11 protein-coding genes are annotated in these 23,469 nt (G+C 36.2%); 10 read left to right on the forward strand and 1 reads right to left on the reverse strand.

All coding sequences use genetic code 11. The features are described from left to right. Nucleotides 1-271 precede the first annotated feature (271 nt). Nucleotides 272-1,786, forward strand: a complete 1,515-nt coding sequence (locus tag FLACHUCJ7_RS00780; protein ID WP_180907534.1) for a right-handed parallel beta-helix repeat-containing protein — start codon at nucleotides 272-274, stop codon at nucleotides 1,784-1,786. Between the two features lie 171 nt (nucleotides 1,787-1,957). Here the strand turns inward: FLACHUCJ7_RS00780 and FLACHUCJ7_RS00785 are convergent, their stop codons facing one another. Beyond that, nucleotides 1,958-3,166 (reverse strand): MFS transporter, encoded by a 1,209-nt coding sequence (locus FLACHUCJ7_RS00785; protein ID WP_180907535.1) that lies wholly within the window; start codon nucleotides 3,164-3,166, stop codon nucleotides 1,958-1,960. Nucleotides 3,167-3,266: 100 nt separating this feature from the next. Here FLACHUCJ7_RS00785 and FLACHUCJ7_RS00790 point away from each other — a divergent pair, with 100 nt between their 5' ends. From FLACHUCJ7_RS00790 to FLACHUCJ7_RS00830, 9 genes are all read left to right on the forward strand, one after another. Further along, complete coding sequence (locus FLACHUCJ7_RS00790) at nucleotides 3,267-4,064, forward strand: AraC family transcriptional regulator (RefSeq protein ID WP_078225607.1); 798 nt, start codon at nucleotides 3,267-3,269, stop codon at nucleotides 4,062-4,064. Between the two features lie 255 nt (nucleotides 4,065-4,319). Beyond that, nucleotides 4,320-6,503 (forward strand): alpha-L-rhamnosidase-related protein, encoded by a 2,184-nt coding sequence (locus FLACHUCJ7_RS00795; RefSeq protein WP_180907536.1) that lies wholly within the window; start codon nucleotides 4,320-4,322, stop codon nucleotides 6,501-6,503. A gap of 258 nt (nucleotides 6,504-6,761) precedes the next feature. Further along, on the forward strand, nucleotides 6,762-8,435 hold the full coding sequence (locus FLACHUCJ7_RS00800) for a glycoside hydrolase family protein (protein ID WP_180907537.1): 1,674 nt from the start codon (nucleotides 6,762-6,764) through the stop codon (nucleotides 8,433-8,435). A gap of 184 nt (nucleotides 8,436-8,619) precedes the next feature. Next, the gene (locus FLACHUCJ7_RS00805) at nucleotides 8,620-9,744 is read left to right on the forward strand and encodes a glycoside hydrolase family protein (protein WP_180907538.1); all 1,125 of its coding nucleotides are present in this window, start codon (nucleotides 8,620-8,622) and stop codon (nucleotides 9,742-9,744) included. A gap of 153 nt (nucleotides 9,745-9,897) precedes the next feature. Further along, nucleotides 9,898-13,215: a glycoside hydrolase family 2 TIM barrel-domain containing protein gene (locus FLACHUCJ7_RS00810; RefSeq protein WP_230408769.1), complete on the forward strand. Its 3,318-nt coding sequence runs from the start codon at nucleotides 9,898-9,900 to the stop codon at nucleotides 13,213-13,215. A gap of 180 nt (nucleotides 13,216-13,395) precedes the next feature. Further along, nucleotides 13,396-16,848: a glycosyl hydrolase gene (locus FLACHUCJ7_RS00815; protein ID WP_230408770.1), complete on the forward strand. Its 3,453-nt coding sequence runs from the start codon at nucleotides 13,396-13,398 to the stop codon at nucleotides 16,846-16,848. Between the two features lie 82 nt (nucleotides 16,849-16,930). Then, nucleotides 16,931-18,355: a sialate O-acetylesterase gene (locus tag FLACHUCJ7_RS00820; protein ID WP_180907539.1), complete on the forward strand. Its 1,425-nt coding sequence runs from the start codon at nucleotides 16,931-16,933 to the stop codon at nucleotides 18,353-18,355. A 207-nt stretch (nucleotides 18,356-18,562) separates the two neighbouring features. After that, nucleotides 18,563-20,893: a DUF5703 domain-containing protein gene (locus FLACHUCJ7_RS00825; RefSeq protein ID WP_180907540.1), complete on the forward strand. Its 2,331-nt coding sequence runs from the start codon at nucleotides 18,563-18,565 to the stop codon at nucleotides 20,891-20,893. 15 nt (nucleotides 20,894-20,908) lie between these two features. Next, nucleotides 20,909-23,356, forward strand: a complete 2,448-nt coding sequence (locus tag FLACHUCJ7_RS00830) for a pectate lyase family protein (protein WP_180907541.1) — start codon at nucleotides 20,909-20,911, stop codon at nucleotides 23,354-23,356. The last annotated feature ends 113 nt before the right edge of the window (nucleotides 23,357-23,469 follow it).

Genomic DNA, 23,469 nt, shown 5'->3' on the forward strand with positions numbered 1-23,469 from the left:
TCTAATTCTCCTTTCGGAATATAACCTAAAACTTCTTCTAATTTCATAAGTCTGTTTTAGACTCAAATATAATAACTTTGAGGTTTCGAACACTTATGGCTTCTAGCTCGTACCCACAAAGAAATTCAATTCAAAATCTTACCAAACATATTTTTAATCATTTTCCTCAATTTTCAAAATCAATTTCAATTTCTTCAAAACCATTGAATTAATTCAATATTTTTATAAAAAACCATAAGTACCTTGTGCTGCTCAAATTAACACAAAACTTATGAAAAAAATCTACTATTTCATGCTGTCCCTTTTGGTATCGGGATCAGTTTCAGCAGCTACTTATTATGTGACACCAACCGGAAGTGCTTCTAATTCGGGTTCGAGTTTTACTAACGCTATGAATTTTAAAACAGCTGTTGGCAAAGCTGTTGCCGGAGATGTTATTTTATTACAAGCCGGAACGTATACCATTGCGTATACTGCGGGTGCCAAAAACACTATTTCGTTTACTAAATCCGGAACTTCTTCAAATCCAATCAAGGTAGAATGTGTAAACAACGGAAGAGCCGTAATAGATTTTTCTTTTCCGGATCAGGAATGGGTGCAGGATTCGTATGGTTTTAGCATTACAGGGTCTTATTGGAGTTTTAAAGGAATTGCCATTACCAGAGCAGGCTATCAGGGCGCTTATGTAACAGGTTCTAATACTACTTTTGAAAATTGTGCTTTTTACAATAATCGAAATACCGGTCTCGAAATTAACAAAGGAGGTTCGAATACAACGGTAAAAAACTGCGATGCGTACAGAAATTATGATCCCAAAAAGAAGGGAAGCATGGCTGATGGTTTTGGCCCAAAACAAGAACAGGGACCGGGAAATAAATTTATCAACTGCCGTGCCTGGGAAAATTCAGATGACGGATACGATTGTTTTGACAGTACCCAAAAAGTAACTTTCGAAAACTGCTGGGCGATCAGAAACGGTGTTGATGTGTGGAATTACGGAGGGTTTACCGGAAACGGAAATGGTTTTAAAGTAGGAGGAAACTCTGTTCCGGCTGACAATGTACTGACCAAATGTGTTGCAATAGGACATCCCAAAAAAGGATTCGATCAGAACAACAATACCGGAAGCATAACACTATATAATTGTACAGGATTCGGAAACAACATCAACTTTGGTTTTGGAAATCCGGTGCAGTCGGGAAAGAAACATATTTTCAAAAATAATATTTCATTATCCGGAACAATTTCTATTTCAAACGCTACACAGCAAAACAACTCGTGGAATCTAAGTGTCACTGTAAATACCTCCGATTTTACAAGTACCAGTACTTCACTTGCCATCGGAGCCCGACAGTCAAATGGTGATCTTCCAAATAACTTGCCTTTCAAATTAGTTCAGGGAAGCGATTTAATTGACAAAGGAACTAATGTTGGTCTTTCGTATTCCGGCAGTAATCCTGATTTAGGTTATTCCGAAAGTAACTTTACAACCGCTAAAAAAATAAATACAGATCTAAATGTGGAAACAATAGAAGATGTTAATTCTGATTTCACATTTAATTATTATCCAAATCCGGTAAAAAACATCCTGACAATAGAATTAGACAACGAAATGGCAAAAGGCACTTTAATTGAGCTGTTTGATTTGTCCGGTAAATTGATTGTTACTAAAACTGTGAATAGGCAAACAGAAAACTTAAGTTTAGAAAATCTTCCATCTGGAGCTTATATTTTGACTTTAACAACTAATGGAAATAAAATTAGTAAACGTATTATTAAAGATTAAAGGGGTACAATTTTAGTGTTTCACTTTGAAAATTAGATACAAAAAAACAGATAGTTTTCAGTTGGAGAACTATCTGTTTTTTTATGAAATACTGTAAGATTGTTTGTAAAACTTGCTTTAAATGCCAAAAAAGAAACCTTTGCGACTTCGCGACTTTGCGAGATTAAAAAATTAGGCCTTTTTTCGACCTTCAATATTCGGCAAAAAGCCGGTAATAATACCAATCAACGGCAGGAAGGCACAAATTTTAAAAACATATTCGATACTGGTGGCATCAGCAATTTTTCCTAAAACCGCAGAACCTAATCCACCCATTCCAAAAGCAAATCCGAAGAAAAGACCAGCTACCAGCCCCACTTTCCCCGGCATTAATTCTGTTGCGTAAACTAAAATAGCAGAGAAAGCAGACGAAAGTATCAGACCAATAATTACAGATAAAATTCCAACCCAGAATAGAGAAACGTAAGGCAGCATCATCGTAAAAGGAGCAACACCCAGAATCGAAACCCAGATTACATATTTTCTTCCAAAGCGATCACCAATTGGTCCGCCAATCAAAGTTCCGGCAGCGACTGCACCCGAAAATAAAAATAAATAAACCTGAGACTGCTGAATCGAAATATGAAATTTATCAATCAAAAAGAACGTATAATAACTCGTAATACTGGCCATGTAGAAATATTTGGAGAAAATCAAAACCAACAAAATAATCAGGGAAACGATTACTCTGTTTTTAGACAAATGATGCGTTTCAATTTTATGCGCTGCTTTATTGGCATTTCTTAAAGCCAGATGTTCCGTGTACCAAAGCGCAATTTTATACAAAGCAAAAATCCCAACCAAAGCAATAATACAAAACCAAGCCACATAACTTTGTCCGTGCGGAATGATAATAAAAGCTGCCAATAAAGGCCCGATAGCACTTCCCGCATTTCCGCCTAACTGAAAGATTGACTGCGCCAGCCCTTTTTTACCTCCCGAAGCCAGATGCGCCACCCTCGAAGATTCGGGATGGAAAATCGAAGACCCGATTCCGATTAAGCTCACAGATAATAAAAGGTAAGTAAAACTCGAAGCAATCGAAACAAGAAATAACCCGGTCATGGTAAAACACATTCCGATAATCAACGAATAAGGCTTTGATTTTTTGTCGGTATACATTCCCACAAAAGGCTGAAGGATAGAAGCGACAATCTGATACGTAAAAGTGATAATCCCGATTTGAGAAAAACTTAAATTGAAATTTTCCTTCAGTAACGGATAAATGGACGGAACAACAGCCTGTAAAAGATCATTAATTAAATGCGAAAAACTGATGATAAAAAGAATAGAATAAGTAGTTTTTTTGACTATTTCCGAATTGGTTTTAATGGTCTCCATGAGTTATTTTTAGATTATGACAGATTAGAAATGATATCTGCAATTAATTTTTTACAAAGGTGAAAAGAAATAACAATGTCTTAATTACTATATTTGGACAATGAATAACGATGTTCGGACATATAAAGTAGTCGATTTTGGATTTCAAATAAATCCTGAATTACCCGTTGTCGGTTATACCGAAGTGGTAAACGATGCTGTTTGCGTTTCGCATTCGCACCCGCGGGCACAACTTATTTACGCAACAAGCGGCGTGATGAATGTTGTGGTCGACAATCAGATTTGGGTGGTTAATCCGTTGCAGGGACTTTGGATTCCTGGTGGTTTGGAGCATCAGGTTACATTTCAGAAAGATGTCAATTTGTACAGCATTTTTATTGACCCATCGTTTACGGACGGACTCCCAACTTCTAGCTTTTCTTTTGATATTTCGATATTCCTGAAACAATTGCTTTTTAAAATCATTTCTTTTGGAACTGAAGGGAATCTTACACCTGCAAAAAGAAGAATTATTGACGTGTTTTTAGATGAACTTACCTTAATTGAACCGAGCGCTACTTTCCTGCCTACAACGAATCATGAGAGACTGCAAAAAGTAGTAGAGCTTCTGCTCAACGATGTGGCCAGTAAAAACACAATCGACCATTATGCAGAAATTTCTTTTATGAGCAGCAGAACCTTATCCCGATTATTCATTAAAGAACTCGGAATGAATTTCAGCGACTGGCGCACCCGCTTAAAATTACTCGAAGCCATAAAGCGACTGGGCGAAAAACAATCTATAAAAGAAATCGCACTCGATTTGGGTTATGAAACTGCCAGTGCGTTTATTTATATGTTCAAAAAACACTTGGGTACGACACCTGCTAATTATATTTTGGAAGATCAGAAATTATGATATTGCTGAAATTAAGATAATAAATTGTTCTATTCCAGATTCCTTCTTCATCTCACATATAGTTTTATTTGTTGTAATTTCTGTTTTTAAGTTTTACTTTATGAGCTTTTATTTTTTTAGTGCAACAGTTGTTTCTAATTGTGTTTTAAAATTCTTTCAAAACTGCAATATTTTGTTAATTTCAGGATGGTACAGGACAGTACAGGTTATGAAATGTAAAAGGAACACTTATCTTTAAACCCAAAATATCTTTTTATGCGAAATCGATTTCTAAATTTCAAAAAATTATTTGTTTTTATTATTTTATTTTCCTCAGCTTTTGTATTTGCTCAGGAAAATAAGCCTGCCACATGGATTTGGTATCCAGGCGATTTTGAAGTTTGGTTAAGCAATAAAATGCAGGTAAGACGTACAGAACGCGAAGCTGTGTTTCCTCCACTTTGGCAATATTACAGTCCTTATGCTTTGGTCACTTTTCAAACAGAAGTAGATATTCTAAAGCCTGACGAAGTAAAAATCTTCTCAGAAGGACCTTTTCAATTACTTTTAGATGGCGTTCAAATTTACGGACAGCCAAAATCGATTACTGTTCCTGCCGGAAAACACAAAATTTCCTTTAAAGTTTATAATCAGGAAGTGTTGCCGGCTATTTATATTTCAGGTCAATACGTTAAATCTGATGCATCTTGGAAAGTAACAAATGAAGATAAACTTTGGATTGATGAAACTGGAAAAGCACAACAATCCGGTACACCATGGGTGCCTGTTGGTTCTTGGAATTTTAATTCGCCAGAAAATAAACCTTCTGAGTTTAAATTAACAACGAAACCTTTAAGCGCTAAAAAAACAGAAAAAATAGGAGATGGTCAGTTGGTAGATTTTGGAAAAGAAACTTTTGGTTACATTAAAATTCACGGTTTAAAAGGAAAAGGGAAATTAGCGCTTTATTATGGAGAATCTCGCGAAGAAGCTTTGGATTCTGCCAAATGCGAAACCTTAGATCATTTATCTTTTGATGGAAAACAATCTGAAACCTATACACATGATGGTTCAAAAGCATTTCGCTATGTTCAGGTACAAGCAGATGCAGGAGTAAAATACGATTCTATTTCGATGTTGTATGAATATCTACCATTAGATTATCGTGGTGCATTCAAATCATCTGATGAACAATTGAATAAAATTTGGGATGTATCTGCTTATACAATGCATTTAACGTCTCGTGAGTTTTTTATAGACGGAATCAAACGTGACCGCTGGGTTTGGTCTGGCGATGCTTATCAAAGTTATTTAATGAATTATTATTTATTCTTTGATTCGGCTTCTGTAGAACGAACGCTTTTAGCACTTCGTGGAAAAGATCCTGTAACGGCTCACGTAAATATCATCATGGATTATTCGCTGTATTGGTTTGTAGGTGTTTACGATTATTATTTACACACAGGCGATACGAAATTCATCAAAACTTTTTATCCAAGAATGAAATCACTTATGGATTTCTGTTTAGAAAGAAGAAACAAAAACGGATTCCTGGAACCATTAGAAGGTGACTGGGTATTTATTGATTGGGCAGACGGACTTCCAAAAACGGGCGAAGTTAGTTTTGAACAAATGCTTTTAGCGAGAAGTTTAGAAGCAATGGCTGTTAGTGCTGAAATTGCAGGTAAAAGTGAAGACCAAAAACAATATCAAAAATTAGGAGATGATTTAAAAACGAAATTATTTGATGTCTTTTGGGATAAAAAAGAAAACGTCATGAAGCATCAGCGCATCGACGGTAAAATGCAAAATATTGTAACCAGATATGCTAATATGTTCGGTATTTTCTTTAATTATTTTAATGAAGAACAGAAACAAAGTGTAAAAAATAAGGTGTTGCTTAATAAAGATGTTCTTCAAATTACAACTCCTTACATGCGTTTTTACGAATTGGAAGCATTGTGTGCCATGGGCGAACAAGATTACGTTTTAAAAGAAATGAAGGACTATTGGGGAGGAATGCTAAATGAAGGCGCAACCTCTTTCTGGGAAGAATACAATCCGAACAAAAAAGGAACGGAACATTTAACGATGTATGGTCGCCCTTACGGAAAAAGCCTTTGCCACGCATGGGGCGCAAGTCCGATTTACTTATTAGGAAAATATTATTTAGGTGTAAAGCCAACTGCGCCGGGTTATTCCCAATACGAAATCAAACCAAATTTAGGAGGTTTAAAATGGATGGAAGGAAAAGTGCCCACACCAAACGGAGAAGTTGCCGTGTATTGCAATACCAAAGAAATCAAAGTAAAAGCGGGCGAAGGAGAAGGAAAATTGATTTTTGAAAGTGCCAGCAAACCTAAAACAAATTCAGGGACCATTACAGAATTAGCAAAAAATAAATATCAGTTGATTCTAAAACCGAATGTGGAGTATAAAGTGAGTTATAAGGCTATTTAAGTTATGAGTTATAAGTTATAAGTTATGAGAGATTAGCCGATAGTTTATAACGTCTAGTTTGTCATTCTGAGGAACGAGGAATCACACTCGTAACCACAAAGATTGTCACGTCAGTTTTGTCATTTCGACGAAGGAGAAATCTTCGCAAGAGGCTCCACAAAGTTTGATCTGCAAAGCGTGCTCAGCAAACGAAGATTTCTCCTTCGTCGAAATGACAAGATTGGGGAAATTTAGAAGTCAATAAAAAATAAAAAAACAATGTTTTCAAAAAATAATAAATACAACTTCAAAGTAAAAGCCATTTTCCTAATGCTGTTAATTGTCTGCATCCAAGCCACAGCACAAACCGCATGGAAACCAGCATCATTTGAAATTGTAAAATCCAATTACAAAACGTTCAAAACCACGCAATACGCGCATGTATTTTCAGGAAGCAAACACAATATTGTTCGTTTAGCTCCAGAACTTCAAGGTTTGACTGGGATTGAACTTCCTTTAGACAAATATAAAAATGGAACTAATGCTTCATTGCAATTAAAATTTAAAGAACCTGTTACGGTTTTAATAGGTGTTTTTCAGGATAAAAATGCGGAATATCTTCAAGCTGATAAGCTTCAAAATGCCAAATTAATTTTAGAAAACGGATTGACGATTACAGGTTTACCTCCTGTAAATGTGTATGCAGTTTCATTTGCAAAAGGAACTCAAACAATAAATCTGGGAAAAGGATTATTTGCTGTTTTAGGAGTCGTAAAATCTTCTGAAAAATTAGAAAAAAGAAATGCAGAATTTCCAGACGGAAAACTCTGGAATCCAACTTTTATCGTTGAAGGATTTTCAGATGAAAAACCGCTTTTCGAAATCATAGGCGGAGAAAATAAGCCCGTTATAGATGAAGGAATGTCTGGAACAGAAGGAATTCAGGGCGGTTTCGAAGGCGGACGAGTAGTAAAAGTTGGCGATACGTATCATATGTTTCCAACCGAAAGAGCAGGAGAAAAAGGTGTTGATTACTATTACGATCGTGTAAAAACTAAAATTGGACATTGGACAAGTAAAGATGCAATCCATTGGAAAAGAGAATCAACCATTTATAAAGCAAGCGGAACTTACGCTGTAACGGAAGACGATAATCCAATGAATGATCGCCGTGCCGCAATTTGGTCGTATATGCCGGTTTTTAACGAAAAGGCAAACAAATGGTACGGCTATTATTTGGCTTATACGGTTAGCAAAGAAATAGAGCCAAATCATTCATTTGGAAGAATATGGCGTTGCGAATCAACGGTTGAAGGAATCAATGGAATTGGCGGACCTTACAAAGATATGGGAATTATTATGGAACCGGGATTGGACTCTCAGCCTTGGGAAGGACGTCAGGGTGTGGCTTCATTTTTTCCATACCAAGTTGGAGATAAATACTTCGGATTTTACAGCGGGGCTTATCCGTTTAATTCATGGGCAGATTATCCGAAGAAATCAGGAAAAGGCTGGTTTGTGGCTTTAGCCGAATCCAAAAGTTTAGAAGGCCCATGGTTAAGAATGAATAAAGGTTTGGAACCCATTAAAACAATGCATCCGTTATTCGTAGAAAACCCAATTGTAAGTCAATTACCAAACGGTTTGTACATCGCGATTTTCGATGGAGGCCCAGACGGTTGGGGACATCATTTACCAAATATGATTGCGTACTCGTTATCAGCAGACGGAGTTAATTGGGCAGAAGCACATTATTTACCAATAGAAACCAAAGTTGATAAATGGTGGGATATTATGAGAACGCCTTTGTGTTTAATACCTGAAGGAAACGACGTCTACACAATAGTTTATAATGCAATCGATTTGAAAAGAAGATTTCATCCAACCGGAATGGTAAAAGTAAAATTAAACAAAGACGTGATGGAGTCTAAATTAAGGGAATTGAAAAAATAAATTAAAGTTTCCCGCAGATTTTGCAGATCAGGCAGATAAAAAATCTGCAAAATCTGCGAGAGAAAAATAAAAAAAACTCTGTGTCTTAACGACTTTGCGAGAGCTAAATGTAAAGCTTAGAAATTAATCTCACAAAGACACAAAGAAAACATACTTAGAGCCTTCGTGGCAAAAAAACATAAAAATGAAAATTAAATACCTAATTCTAACCATTTCAGCACTTCTCTTATCAAGTTGTGCAACCAAATACAAGAAAAGAGAAATTACCGACAGCGTAATGCAGGAGATTTATGAGGAAATTAAAACACCTTATAGATACGGTTTGGTGATGGTTCCTACCGACAACTCATACAAAATGGACTGTCCGAGTGTATTTAGAAAAGACGGAAAATGGTATATGACGTATTTAATTTACGACGGAAGGGGTTATGAAACATGGTTAGCAGAAAGTGACAATCTTTTAGATTGGAAATATTTAGGTAAAGTAATGTCTTTCTCAGAAAATGAAAAACATTGGGATGCCAACCAAAAAGCAGGATATATTTCGTTGCAAGATCCAACTTGGGGAGGAAGTTACGAATGGGAAAAGTACGATGACAAATATTGGATGAGTTATTTTGGCGGAGACAGCAAAGGTTATGAAGCAGGCGTTTTATCAATCGGAATGGCGTATACCAAAGAAGAACCGACAAAACCACACGAGTTTCAAAGATTAGAAAATCCGGTTTTAACACCAAAAGATAAAGACGCCAAATGGTGGGACAATAGTACGATGTACAAAAACAGTGTGATTAGGGATAAAGATAAGTTGACAGGACACAATTTCATCATGTATTATAACGCTCGTGGTGATAGTATAAATCCTGCTAAAGGCGCAGAACGCATTGCGATGGCAGTATCAAACGATATGAAAACATGGAAGCGTTATGGCGATAAACCATTAATCAACCATCATAAAGGAATCTCAGGAGATGCTTATGTTCAGCGAATTAATGATACTTGGGTGATGTTCTATTTTGGAGCTTTCTGGACGGGTTGGAATCAAGGTGCATTTAACCGTTTCGCAGTTTCGAATGATTTAGTAAACTGGATGGACTGGAAAGGCGACGATTTAGTTAAATCTTCTGAACCTTATGATGATATGTTTGCCCATAAATCTTTTGTGGTAAAACACGATGGTGTTGTCTATCATTTTTATTGTGCCGTAAACAAAGCAGAACAAAGAGGAATCGCCATTGCAACGTCTAAAGATTTAGGGAAAAGCAAATTGAATTTTGTGGCTCCGCCGGAGAAAAAGATGAAGAATTAAGTAAAAAGAATTAAGTATTAAGACCAAGTTTGTCATTTCGACGAAGTAGAAATCTTCGCAAGTAGCTCCTCACTGAGGGGTTACCAATTTTTGTAGAATGTAGTAAGGAGATTCCTCCTTCGTCGGAATGACAAAAGAACTAAAAATAAAATAATGTTTAAAACCAATCATATTCAGCAATTTTTCAACTTTCGACTTTCGACTTTCGACTTTTTGATTGTAATTTTACTATTCACAACTTACACACATGCCCAATCCGTAACAGGAGAACCTGCGGGAATACCTGAATTACACAAAAAATACCAGTTCGCTCCGTGGGAAGATCCAACGATAACAAGCGTCAACAGACAACCATCAAGAGCAACTGCTTATTCATACGCAAGTGTTGAAGACGCTTTAAAAGGCGACAGAACCAAAAGTAGAATCCAAATGCTAAATGGCGATTGGGATTTTAAATATGCCGTTAATCAAAAAGAAGCTCCAAAAGATTTCTATAAAAATACTGTTTCAGGCTGGGATAAAATCGAAGTGCCTTCTAACTGGGAAATGAAAGGTTATGATAATCCAATTTACAAAAGCGCGGTTTATCCATTTAGACCCATAAATCCGCCTTATATCCCTAAAGATTATAACGGAGTTGGTTCGTATCAGCGCAGTTTTATCGTACCGGAAAATTGGAAAGATATGACCGTGACTTTACATTTTGGAGCAGTAAGTTCCGGTTTTGAAGTGTGGTTAAACGGAGAATTTTTGGGATATGGAGAAGATAGTTTCCTGCCATCTGAGTTTGATATTACACCTTATTTAAAAGCAGGAGAAAACGTAGTTTCTGTTCGTGTAATCCGTTGGACGGATGGTTCTTATTTAGAAGATCAGGATCACTGGCGTATGAGCGGCATCCAGCGTGAAGTTTTTATTATGGCTGAGCCAAAACTGCGTATTCAGGATTTCTTTGTTCAAACGAAATTAGACAAAGAATACAAAGATGCTATTTTCAAATTGCGTCCGAAAGTTGAAAATCTTACAGGAGAAAAAATCAAAGATTATACGATGAATGTTCAATTGTACGATGCCAATAATACGGCAATGTTCAAAGTACCACTTCAAAGACCTGTGATTGATTTAATCAACGAAAGTTACCCTCGTCTGGATAATGTACGTTTTGGATTCTTCCAAGAAACCATTAAAAATCCGAAGAAATGGAGTTCAGAAGAACCGAATTTATATACAATGGTTATTTCGATAAAAGATAAAAACGGAAATGTTACCGAAGCCAAAAGCTGTAAAGTTGGTTTCCGTTCGATTGAATTTTCGAAAGAGAACGGAAAAATGCTCATTAACGGAAAAGAAACGTATGTGTATGGCGTAAACCGTCATGATCATCATCCAACAAGAGGAAAAGCCGTTACGAGAGAAGAAATCAAACAAGATATTACAACGATTAAGAAGTTTAATTTCAACTTTATACGAACAAGTCACTATCCAAACGATCCTTATTTTTACGAATTGTGCGATCAATACGGAATCATGGTGATGGACGAAGCCAATCAGGAAACTCACGGAATTGGTGGGAAATTAAGTAACGATCCAAAATGGACGAACGCTTATTTGGAACGTATGACCCGAATGGTCGAAAGAGATAAAAACCATCCATCGGTCGTAATGTGGAGTTTGGGTAACGAAGGTGGTAAAGGACCAAATCATTCCGCCATGTCGGGTTGGGTTCATGATTTTGACATTACACGTCCCGTACATTACGAACCAGCGCAGGGAAATGCAAAATTAGACGGATATATCGATCCGCTTGATTTGGGATATCCTAAAACAATCGATCACGCTTATCGATTCGAAAATCCGCAAGATGATTCGTATGTAGATATGGTGAGCCGTTTTTATCCTGGCGTTTTTACTCCGAAATTTTTAGTCGATCAAAAGAAAGATACAAGACCGATTATTTTCGTTGAATATTCTCATGCAATGGGAAATTCAGTTGGGAATTTAAAAGAATTATGGGATGAATTTCGTTCGCTTCCAAGAGTTATTGGAGGTTGTATCTGGGAATTTAAAGATCAGGGATTAGTAAAATTCGATTCCAGATCAGGACAGAATTATTTTGCTCACGGAGGCGATTTTGGTGAAAAATACCACGATGGAAATTTCAATACAAAAGGAATTGTAGATTCTAACGGAAAACCAAAAGGATCAATTTTTGAAAATAAATGGGTATATCAGCCAGCGGTTTCAACTTTAAACGGGAATCAGTTAGAAATCAAAAATCGCAGTGCTGTAAAATCTTTGGCAGGATATATTCCGGTTTTAAAAGTTTTGGAAAACGGAAATATCATTAAAACACAAATTCTAAAACCATTCAATTTAGAGTCAGGACAATCCACAACATTAAATGTGACTCAGTATCTTCCAAAAATGAAAGCAGATGCAGAGTACATTTTGAATATCGAATTCCAGCTTTCGAAAGATGAACTTTGGGCTTCTAAAGGATACGCTGTCGCAGAAGATCAGTTTCTGCTGAAAAAGAAAGAAGTTGTTTTAGAATCCAAAAAAGGAAATCTAAATGTTTCCGAATCAGATTCAGATTTTAACATCAAAGGAAAATCTTTCGACATCAAAATCAACAAAGCAAACGGAGCCTTGAGTTCATATGTTTTCAATGGAGAAGAACAGGTTTTTGCACCTTTACTTCCGAATTTTGTTAGACCTTTAACTGACAATGATAAACGTGGTTGGAAATCGCAAAAATTGTTGAAACAATGGTATAAAGCAAAACCAAAATTGGTTAACATTTCAATTGATAAATCAGCTTCTGAAATTAAAATCACAAGTAATTATGAAGTTATAAAAGACAGCGCAAGCGTAAATGTAGTATACAACATCAAACCAGATGGACTGATAAAAGTAGATTACAGCTTGAAAGCTTCAAACAAACTGCCAAACATTCCAAAAGTCGGAATGCAGATGGGAGTTCAAAGAAAATTCGATCAGATTTCTTGGTACGGAAAAGGAGAATTAGAGAATTACAACGACAGAAGTTTTGGTTCATTCGTTGGTAAATATTCGCTTCCAATTAATGATTTTATCGAACATTATCCAAAACCACAGGAAAATGGAAACAGATGTGATGTAAGATGGATGGCATTAAGTACTCCGCAAAAAAATAATGGGTTTTTATTGGTAAATGATTCTAAAGTTTTAAGCATGAGTGCATGGCCTTATACACAAGAAAACTTAAGCTCAGCAGGACATACGTATAATTTGAAAGACCCTGGATTTTTGACGGTAAACATCGATTTAATCCAAATGGGAGTAGGAGGAAATGATAGCTGGACGATTGTTGCACAGCCATTAGAGCAATATCAGATTAAATCTGGAAATTATGAGTACAGTTTTTATTTGACGCCTTTCAGCGGTTCAAAAAATCAATTGGAAAATAGTTTGAAGAAGTTTAAATATTAATTGATAATTGATAATTGATAATTGATAATTGATAATTTTAAAATTAAAAACTAAAAGTTAAAAGATACAGTTTGTCATTTCGACGTAAGGAGAAATCTTCGCAAGAGATTCCACAAAGATTGGACTTTCGTTACGGAGCTACTTATGAAGATTTCTCCTTACGTCGAAATGACAAAACAAATGAAAAATAACAGTAAAATGTCTAACCGCAACCAAATTTTTCTTTTCAAAAAAGACTTTCGACTTTGGACTTTCCAACTTTCGACTATTATCTTTTTACTCCTCGCAAGCTTCGTCTCTGCGCAAGAAGTTTATAAAAAAGAATCTTTTCAGCCAACATTAGAATCCTCAAAACCTTGGGTGTATTGGTATTGGATGAAATCGGCGTATTCTAAAGCTGGAATCACAGCCGATTTAGAAGCTATGAAACAAGCCGGAATTGCAGGTGCGTATTTAATGACCATTAAAGGTCCGGTAAATCCACCATTAATTGATCCTCCTGTTTTACAATTGACTCCTGAATTTTGGGATATGATTCATTGGGCTTTTAAAGAAGCAGATCGTTTAGGTTTAAAATTGGCTTTTCATGGAGCAGATGGATTTGCTGTTGCAGGAGGTCCGTGGATAACGCCCGAAATGTCGATGCAGAGAGTGGTTTGGTCCACAACTGAAATTTTAGGAGGAAAAAAAGCAGCTTCAAAACTTCCCGTTCCGGAACATTACAAAGACTATTATAAAGACATTGCGACTTTTGCTATTCCGATAAAAGAATATCAAACAACATCACAAATTCAATTGCCAAAAGTTACAACATCAAATAATTCAGATGCTTCATTTTTGGCTGATCCTAAAAAAGACGAAAATTTCAAGTTTGCCGATGCAGGCTGGATTCAGTACGAATTTGCTCAGCCTTTTACCTGCAAATCGATTGTAATTGAAACCAAAGGAAGAGATTATCAGGCACAGCGCTTAATTGTGGAAGTGAGTGATGACGGAGTTCATTTTAAATTCCACGAAAGACTGATTGCACCGCGTCACGGCTGGCAGGATATGGATTTTCCAAACACGCATACCATTGCGCCTGTTACGGCAAAATATTTCAGGTTTGTTTATGATCCAGTAGGAACAGAACCAGGAGCAGAAGATTTGGATTTTGCAAAATGGAAACAAAACCTGAAAGTAAGTAAAATTACACTTTCAAATCAGTCCTTAATCAATAATTACGAAGGAAAATCAGGAGCGATTTGGCGTCTGACTCCAGAAACTACTGAAAAACAAATACCAAATACAGATGCATTCAAAAAATCAGAAATTATTAATATTTCCAATTTTGTTGATGCTGACGGAAATCTGAACTGGAAAGCCCCAAAAGGAAAATGGAAAATTATCCGAATGGGACATACTTCGACCGGACATGAAAATGCAACTGGTGGAGCAGGAAAAGGATTAGAAGTAGACAAATTTAATCCAGAATTAATTCGTTTTCAATTGGATCATTGGTTTGGAGAAGCCGTTCGTTCTGCTGGTCCTGAACTGGCTTCAAAAGTTTTGGAAATCCTTCATTTTGACAGCTGGGAATGCGGAAGCCAGAACTGGTCTTCGGTTTTTCAGTCCGAATTTAAAAAGAGACGTGGCTACGATCTTGTAGATTATCTCCCAGTTATGGCTGGAATTCCGATAGAAAGTGCCGATTTCTCAGAGAAAGTTTTATACGATGTTAGAAAAACAATTGCCGATTTAGTTGCCGATAATTTCTACGGAACTGTCGCTCAGATTGCAAAAGAATACAACGTTAAGTTAAGTTCAGAAAACGTTGCGCCAACAATGATGAGTGATGCGTTGTTGCATTATAAATATGTTGATTATCCAGGTGGAGAATTTTGGCTGAAAAGCCCAACGCACGACAAACCTTTTGATATGGTCGATGCCATTTCGGGCGGACATATTTATGGAAAAGATATTATTCAGGCGGAATCTTTTACGGCTTTGCGAATGGATTGGGATGAACATCCCGGAAATCTAAAAACAACTGCAGACCGCAATTACGCTTTAGGAATTAACCGTTTATTCTATCACGTTTTTGTGCATAATCCCTGGACGGATAGAAAACCTGGAATGACTTTAGACGATATTGGAACTTTTTTCCAGAGAGACCAAACTTGGTGGAAACCCGGAAAAGCCTGGTTTGATTATTGCCAAAGAGTGCAGTTTCAATTGCAAAAAGGAAAACCAGTAATTGATTTGGCAGTTTTTATTGGTGAAGATTTTCCTTCTCGTTCTTTTGTTCCAGATCGTTTGATGCCTTTTATTCCGAATGTTTTTGGAAAAGAAAGAATCGAAAGTGAGAAAATACGTTTGGAAAATGAAGGTCAGCCTACGGCTAAAATGCCTAAGGAAGTGACCTATTCTAAAAATATTACCGATTTATCACAATGGATTAATCCGTTAAATGGTTATCAATACGATTCTTTCAATGCCGATGTTTTAATCAACAGAGCAAAAGTAATAAACGGAAAAATTTCATTTGATGGAGGAATAGAATATGGCGCTTTATTCTTTCCGGAAAGTCATAAAATGGCGCCAAATAAGGTTTTATCTTTGGCTTCCGCCGAAAAAATCCTGCAGTTGCTTAAAGACGGCGCAACGATTTTTGTAGATGAAAAACCAAACATTCAACCCGGAATTCAGTCAGAAGCGGATCAAAAAAAATGGCAGAATATAATTGCTGAAATCTGGAATAATGCCAATTCATCAACATGGAAAATTGAAAAAGGAACGGTTATCAAATTACCTTATTTAGGAAATGATTTTGCTTCCATCGGAATTACACAAGATGTTTATTTTCCGAACCTGAACAGAACCGATTCAGAAACTATTGCCTACACACACCGAAAAGCAGAAAACGAAGATTTATATTTCCTTTCAAATCAAAATTCAGCAAAGAGAATATTTGATGCTTCGTTTAGAATAGCAGGAAAAATTCCGCAATGGTACAATCCGGTGACTGATAAAACGACAACTTTAGCCAATTGGAAAATAGAAAACGGAAGAACAATCGTTTCAATAAATTTAGAGGCCAACGAATCCGGTTTTGTGATTTTTAAAGACGAAACGAAAGATGTTTTAGCTAAAGGAAAATCTTCTGAATTTGAAAAAGTTCAGGCTTTAGATGAGAATTGGGAATTACAGTTTGATACTGAATTTAAAGGTCCGAAAGAAGTCGTAAAAACAAATAAACTTTTTGACTGGAGCACTTCTGAAAACGATCAGATTAAATATTATGCAGGAACTTTGGTTTACAAAAAAGACTTCATTTGGAAAGGAAAAGATGCTAATAAAATATGGCTTGATTTAGGCGAAATAGCCAATATCGCAGAGGTTTCAATCAACGGAAAAGACTGCGGAACAATTTGGACTTTCCCTTTCAAAACTGATATTTCACAGGCATTACAAAAAGGAAAAAACACAATCATAATAAAAATTACGAATACCTGGGCAAACCGTTTAATAGGCGATCAAAAACTTCCAAAAGAAGATAGATTGACATGGACAACAGCGCCATTCCGTTTAGAAGGAGAGCCGTTGTTGAAAGCTGGATTAATAGGGCCAGTGAGTATTGTAAAAGAAAAATAAAATGTTAGCCACGAATTCATGAATTTTTTATTAATCTGAATTTAAAAATAATTCGTGAATTCGCGGAGGAAAAAAACACAATATGAAAAAATCAATTATTGCATTATTAACGATTTTAGCAAGTTTTCAAATCAATGCCAAAATCAAATTACCAGCATTGTTTACCGACAATATGATGCTGCAGCAAAAATCTATCGCACCAATCTGGGGATGGGCAGAAAAGAACGCTAACGTCGTAATCAAAACCTCATGGGATTCTAAAACCTACAAGGTAAAAGCAGATGCTTCTGGAAAATGGAAAACAGAATTACAGACTTCTTCTTTTGGTGGTCCACACACGATTGAAGTTTCAGAAGGAGCGGAAAAAGTAACCATCAAAAATGTTTTGCTGGGTGAAGTCTGGCTTTGTTCAGGTCAGTCGAATATGGAAATGCCGTTGAAAGGATTTCAAGGACAACCCGTTAAAAACGGAAATGAAATCATCGTAAGATCAGCAAATAAAAACATTCGTTTAATTACAATTCCAAGAGCAACTGTTTTAGAACCTTTGCAAGATTTTGAAGGAAAATGGGAAACAGCTTCCCCAAAATCAACATCTAATTTTAGTGCAACAGCTTGGTATTTTGGATCGCTGTTACAAGAAGTTTTAGATGTTCCGGTTGGTTTAATTCATGTTTCTTACGGAGGTTCGAGCATGGAAGCGTGGATGAACAAAGAAATGCTGAAAGATTTCGCAAGTGCCAAAATCCCAACTACCAAAGAAGAATTAGCAAAAGATCCCAATCGTGTGCCGACAACTTTATTTAACGGAATGCTTTCGTCTGTAATTGGTTACGGAATCAAAGGTTGTATTTGGTACCAAGGTGAATCGAATTACGAAAGAGCTTCGGAATATACTGCTTTGATGAAAAAAATGGTCAGCAGTTGGAGAACGATGTGGAATCAGGGCGATTTTCCTTTTTATTTTGCTCAGATTGCGCCATTTAATTATGCCTCATTTCATCCGAAAGATTATTTAGAAAAATACAATTCAGCTTATTTAAGAGAAGCGCAGTTTAAGGCTTCAAAGGAAATTCCAAACTCAGCAATGGCAGTTTTAATGGACGTTGGAGAAGAAAACAATATTCATCCGATGGACAAAGAAAAAGGAGGAAACCGATTGGCTTTTCAGGCTTTAGCAAGAACTTACGGAATCGAAGGTTTCGAATTTGAAAGTCCGAAATACAAATCGATGGAAATAAAAGACGGTTCGGTTACGGTTTCTTTTGATGATGTTGCAAACGGAATTACGTCTTATGATAAAGAAGTTACCGGTTTTGAAATTGCTGGTGAAGACAAAGTTTTTTATCCGGCGAAAACTATGGTAAGAAGAAAATCAGTGGTTTTGACTTCTGATAAAGTAAAAAATCCAGTTGCAGTAAGATATTTATGGAAAGATTTCGCTAAAGCGGAATTGTTTAGTGCAGGAGGTTTGCCGGTTTCTTCTTTTAGGACGGATGAGTGGTAATTTATAATTGTTTAATGGTTTTTTAACCTCTAGTTTGTCATTTCGACGAAGGAGAAATCTTCGCAAGTAGCTCCGCAATCTTTGTCGATTATGCAACGAAGATTTCTCCTTCGTCGAAATGACAAAGAATGAGAATAAATCTGTGAGAGAAAATAAAAAAAAATAAAATAACTGCAAGGTTTTCAGAATCTTGCAGGAGATAGAACGATGAGAAATAATATACTATTAATACTTTTCTTTACCACGATTTGCCTTAAAGCGCAAATCCCTGCGCTTGATAATTACAATCAAATATGGACAACGCAAAGCAACAATTCATCAGAATCTATGCCTTTGGGTGGAGGTGATATTGGTATGAATGTCTGGGTGGAGAAAGGCGATTTGTATTTTTATTTTTCACGAAGTGGGACTTTCGATGAGCATAATACTTTATTGAAATTAGGAAGAGTAAAAATTAATTTAAGTCCGAATCCGTTTGAAGGAAAAGATGGCTTTCATCAGGAATTAAAACTGAAAGATGGATATGTTTTAGTTGGACAGAATAATACTAAAATAAAACTTTGGGTGGACATTTTTAAACCGATTATTCATGTTGATTTAGAAAGTAAAACTTCGCTTAAAATGACTACTTCTTATGAAAGCTGGCGTTTTCAAAATCGTTATCCGAAAGGAAAAGAAAACAACGCTAATTCCTATAAATGGGCTCCTCAAGGAGAGCTTATTACGTATAAAGATTCCATTTCGTTTGAAAATAACGGTATAAAATTCTACCACAGAAATAGAGAAAATACTGTTTTTGATGTTGCAGTTAAGCAACAGAAAATGGAATCGGTTAAAGACCAAATGCTGAATCCGATTGCGAATCTGACTTTCGGCGGATTTATTAAAGGCGAAAATTTAAAACCAAACGGAACTTACTTAGGAAAATACCAGTCAACTGATTTTAAAGGTTATAACTTATCAAGCATAAAACCATCGAAAAAACATTCTTTAGAAATTTATTTAAATACCAATCAATCTGATTTTTCTACTTGGGATAATGGATTGAAAAGTTTGATTTCATCCAATAAAAGCACTTCAAAACAAGCTAAAAAAAACACTCAAAAATGGTGGAATAATTTCTGGAACCGCAGTTTTATTTTTACACAAAAAAATCAATCGACTGCAAAAGATTCGTTGTATCAAATAGGGCAGAATTATCAGTTATTCCGTTACATGTTAGGATGCAATGCCTACGGGAAATATCCAACCAAATTCAATGGTGGATTGTTTACAGTTGATCCCGTTTTTACAAATCCCGATTTGAATTTTACACCTGATTTCAGAAATTGGGGAGGCGGAACAATGACTGCTCAAAATCAAAGGTTAGTGTATCATCCGATGGTAAAAAGCGGTGATTTTGATATGATGAAATCACAGCTTGATTATTATTTGAGCCTTCAGAAAAATGCTGAATTAAGAAGCAAAGTCTATTGGAACCACAATGGAGCATCGTTTGCCGAACAATTAGAAAATTTTGGTTTGCCAAATCCTACAGAATACGAATGGAAACGTCCAGTAGATTATGATCCGGGAATGGAGTATAATGCCTGGCTCGAATATGAATGGGATACTGTTTTTGAGTTTTGCCAGATGATGTTGAAGCAGAAAGAATATGCAGGAGAAGATATTCAGAAATACAATCCATTCATCATTAGTTGTCTTCGTTTTTTTGACGAACACTATCAATATTTAGCTAAGAAAAGAGGCAGAAAAGCTTTGGATGGAAACGGGCATTTAGTACTGTTTCCGGGTTCTGCTGTCGAAACGTACAAAATGACCAACAATGCCAACAGCACTATTTCGGCATTGAAAATAATTACGGAAAATCTTTTAAACCTTTCTGAAAAAGAATTGTCCAAAGAAGACACAGAATACATGAAAAGTTTTCAAAACCGGATCCCTCCTTTGAATTTTGGAACTATCGAAAACCACAAAGTGCTACTTCCGGCAAAAACATGGGAACGAATTAATAATACCGAAGTGCCACAATTGTATCCGGTATATCCGTGGGGAATTTACGGAGTTGGAAAACCCGATTTAGAAACGGCTTTGAATACATGGAAATACGATTCGGATGCAATAAAATTCAGAAGTCATATCGGCTGGAAACAGGATAATATATTTTCGGCAAGATTAGGCTTAACCGAAGAAGCAGCAAAATATAATTTGTTGAAAATGTCCAATTCAGACCGACGTTTTCCTGCATTTTGGGGACCAGGATTTGATTGGGTTCCAGATCATAATTGGGGCGGATCGGGAATGATTGGCATGCAGGAAATGCTTTTACAGGAAGTCAATGGAAAAATTTATCTCTTTCCTGCCTGGCCAAAAGAATGGAACGTTCATTTTAAATTACATGCTAAACAAAATACAACAATTGAGGTTGAATTAATTAATGGCGAATTGAAAGTTATTAAAGTAACTCCGGAAGGAAGAAAAAAAGATATTATAAATCTGTTAGGGATTTCAATAGAAGAAAAGAAAAAATTAAACTAACTATTACTAATTAAAATGATAAAGAAATTTTTTAGCACTGCTGCTTTAGCATTGCTTTTAACTGCCAACGGACAGGCACAAAATAAACAAATTATAAAGGTCGATTTTGATTTTTTTCAGAGAAGACTGGAAGAAGTTCATGCTCCGGGTTATGACTCATGGGTTGTAAATGAAATGAAAGAAGACCAAAAAACTTTTAATGGTGTAACATTTAAACTGAAAGGAAATTTTAGTTCGAAATGGTATAAAGTGGGGATGAATGCTCCATTTTACAATAGATTGGGAGCTGACGGACTGGTTACAGCAGAAAATCTGGAAATGAAAGTCAGTGGGTTAAAGCCAGGAAAACACACGCTTTTAACTTTTCACAATGCTTTTGATGTTATCGCCGGAAAAACTTTTTCACCAATAAAAATCTTTGTAAACGGAAAATTAGCGGAAACAATCAATGCCAGTGAGAGAGCGAATGCGAAAATAGATGCCTCTATGGCATATATTATTTTTAATGCAGTAAAATCGAAAGAAGTTATTATTCGTTTTGAAATTGACCTAACAACAAATCCTGATATTGTAAAGCAAATCGTAATCAATGGTTTTGAAATTGATACACCTAACTTAATGAATCAGGCGCGTTCTCCAAAACCGGAAAATGCAAATGAACATGTTGTTACAACAGACAAAAAGTTTTTGCTGGAATGGGATGCTCCAAAAAACGCAGTGGCACATAAATTGTTTTTTGGAGAAGATAAAAATGCTGTTGCCAATGCTGTTGAATCATCAAAAGAATTCAAAGGTAAATTAATGGACAGAACATTTTCAGTTTCTGATTTATACAGCGGTTCAACGTACTACTGGCGTGTTGATGAAATAGATGCTAAAGGAAATGTCACTCTAGGAAATTTGTGGTCTTTCAAACCGGCTCAATTGGCTTTTCCGGGAGCAGAAGGTTACGGACGTTTTGCCGTTGGAGGCCGTGGCGGGAAAGTGGTTGAAGTAACCAATCTTAACGATGACGGACCTGGAAGTTTACGTGACGCCATTAATCAGCAAATAGGACCAAGAACCATTGTGTTTAATGTTTCGGGTAATATTCAATTGAAATCAAGATTAGTGGTAAATCAGCCATACATTACCATTGCAGGACAGACAGCTCCGGGCGAAGGAATTACGATTAGCCGTGCACCAATTGGTTTGACGGGTGATGACAGTGTTATTAGGTTTTTGAAAGTTAGAATCGGTGGGGGAACTACTTTTGACGGTATGGGACTAACAGGTGCTAACTTTAGCATAATTGATCATTGTTCCATCAGCTGGACTATTGATGAATCGTTCAGTTCCCGTGGCGCACATCACATTACATTACAGAGAACTTTAATTTCGGAGGCTTTGAATGTGGCAGGACACGATAAATATGAAGCAGGAAAAATGCACGGATATGCTGCTACCATTGGAGGTGATATCGGAAGTTTTCACCACAATTTACTGGCACATAATTATGGCCGTAACTGGAGTATTGGAGGAGGTTTAAGCGGTGACGGATTTTATACCGGAAGAATTGATATTCGAAACAATGTCGTTTACAACTGGGGAAAAAGAACTACTGACGGTGGAGCAAACGAAGTGAATTTTGTAAATAATTTCTATAAACCGGGTGCTTCAACAGGGATTTTTGTAGCACTAAATGCACAGCACGAGGGAGTTGGTAAAGGAATGCAGCGTTACTTCTTTGACGGAAATGTAATGCCTGGCTATTTTGATGAGAAATCTCAGGAAAAAGGCAGAAAAAGAACCATTACTAATAACGATAAAGTAGACTATGAGACATTTGTAGACAAACCTTTCTTTGATTCTTATGTAAATACGCAGTCAGCAAATGGAGCTTATAAAAATGTGCTTTCAGATGTTGGTGCGAATCAGCCATTTTTTGATAAACACGATAACCGAATTATAGAGGAAACTTTAAGAGGAACTTTTACATACAAAGGAAGTAAAAGCGGTTTAGGCGGAATGATAGATAACGAATCTGATGCCGGAGGATGGCCAGATTTTGCATCAGAAACCCGTCCTGAAGACTGGGATACGGATCATGATGGTTTGCCGGACTGGTGGGAAAAAGCATTCAGTTTAAACGAAAATTCTAAAGCAGGAGATTTTTCAGATGCGAATTTAGATTTAGATGAAGACGGATTTACGCAATTAGATAATTATTTAGACTGGATGGCACAGCCGCATTTCTTTATAAAATCGGGTGAGAAAACAGTTTTAAATGCTGCAGACTATTTTAAAGGTTACGAAACAACCCCGGTATTTACTTTTTCCGATCTTACTAATGGGAGAGTAGTCTTAAAAGGAAAAGAAGTTCAGTTTACGCCTATTGAACCAGGATTAGCATCTTTTGTATTAACAGTTAAAGATGCAGATGGCGATACAATGAGCCGTAAAATTAATTTCCTTGTGAAATGATAGAAAGATTTGAAGCAGATTTGATTTAAGAAATTTGCTAAGATTTCAATTTAAAAGCAAAAAAATAATCTCCCAAATCTGCTAAATCTGCGAGAAAAATTAACCTCCCTAAG

It is taken from the genome of Flavobacterium salmonis, assembly GCF_903819435.1.
Taxonomy (GTDB): Bacteria; Bacteroidota; Bacteroidia; order Flavobacteriales; family Flavobacteriaceae; genus Flavobacterium; species Flavobacterium chungangense.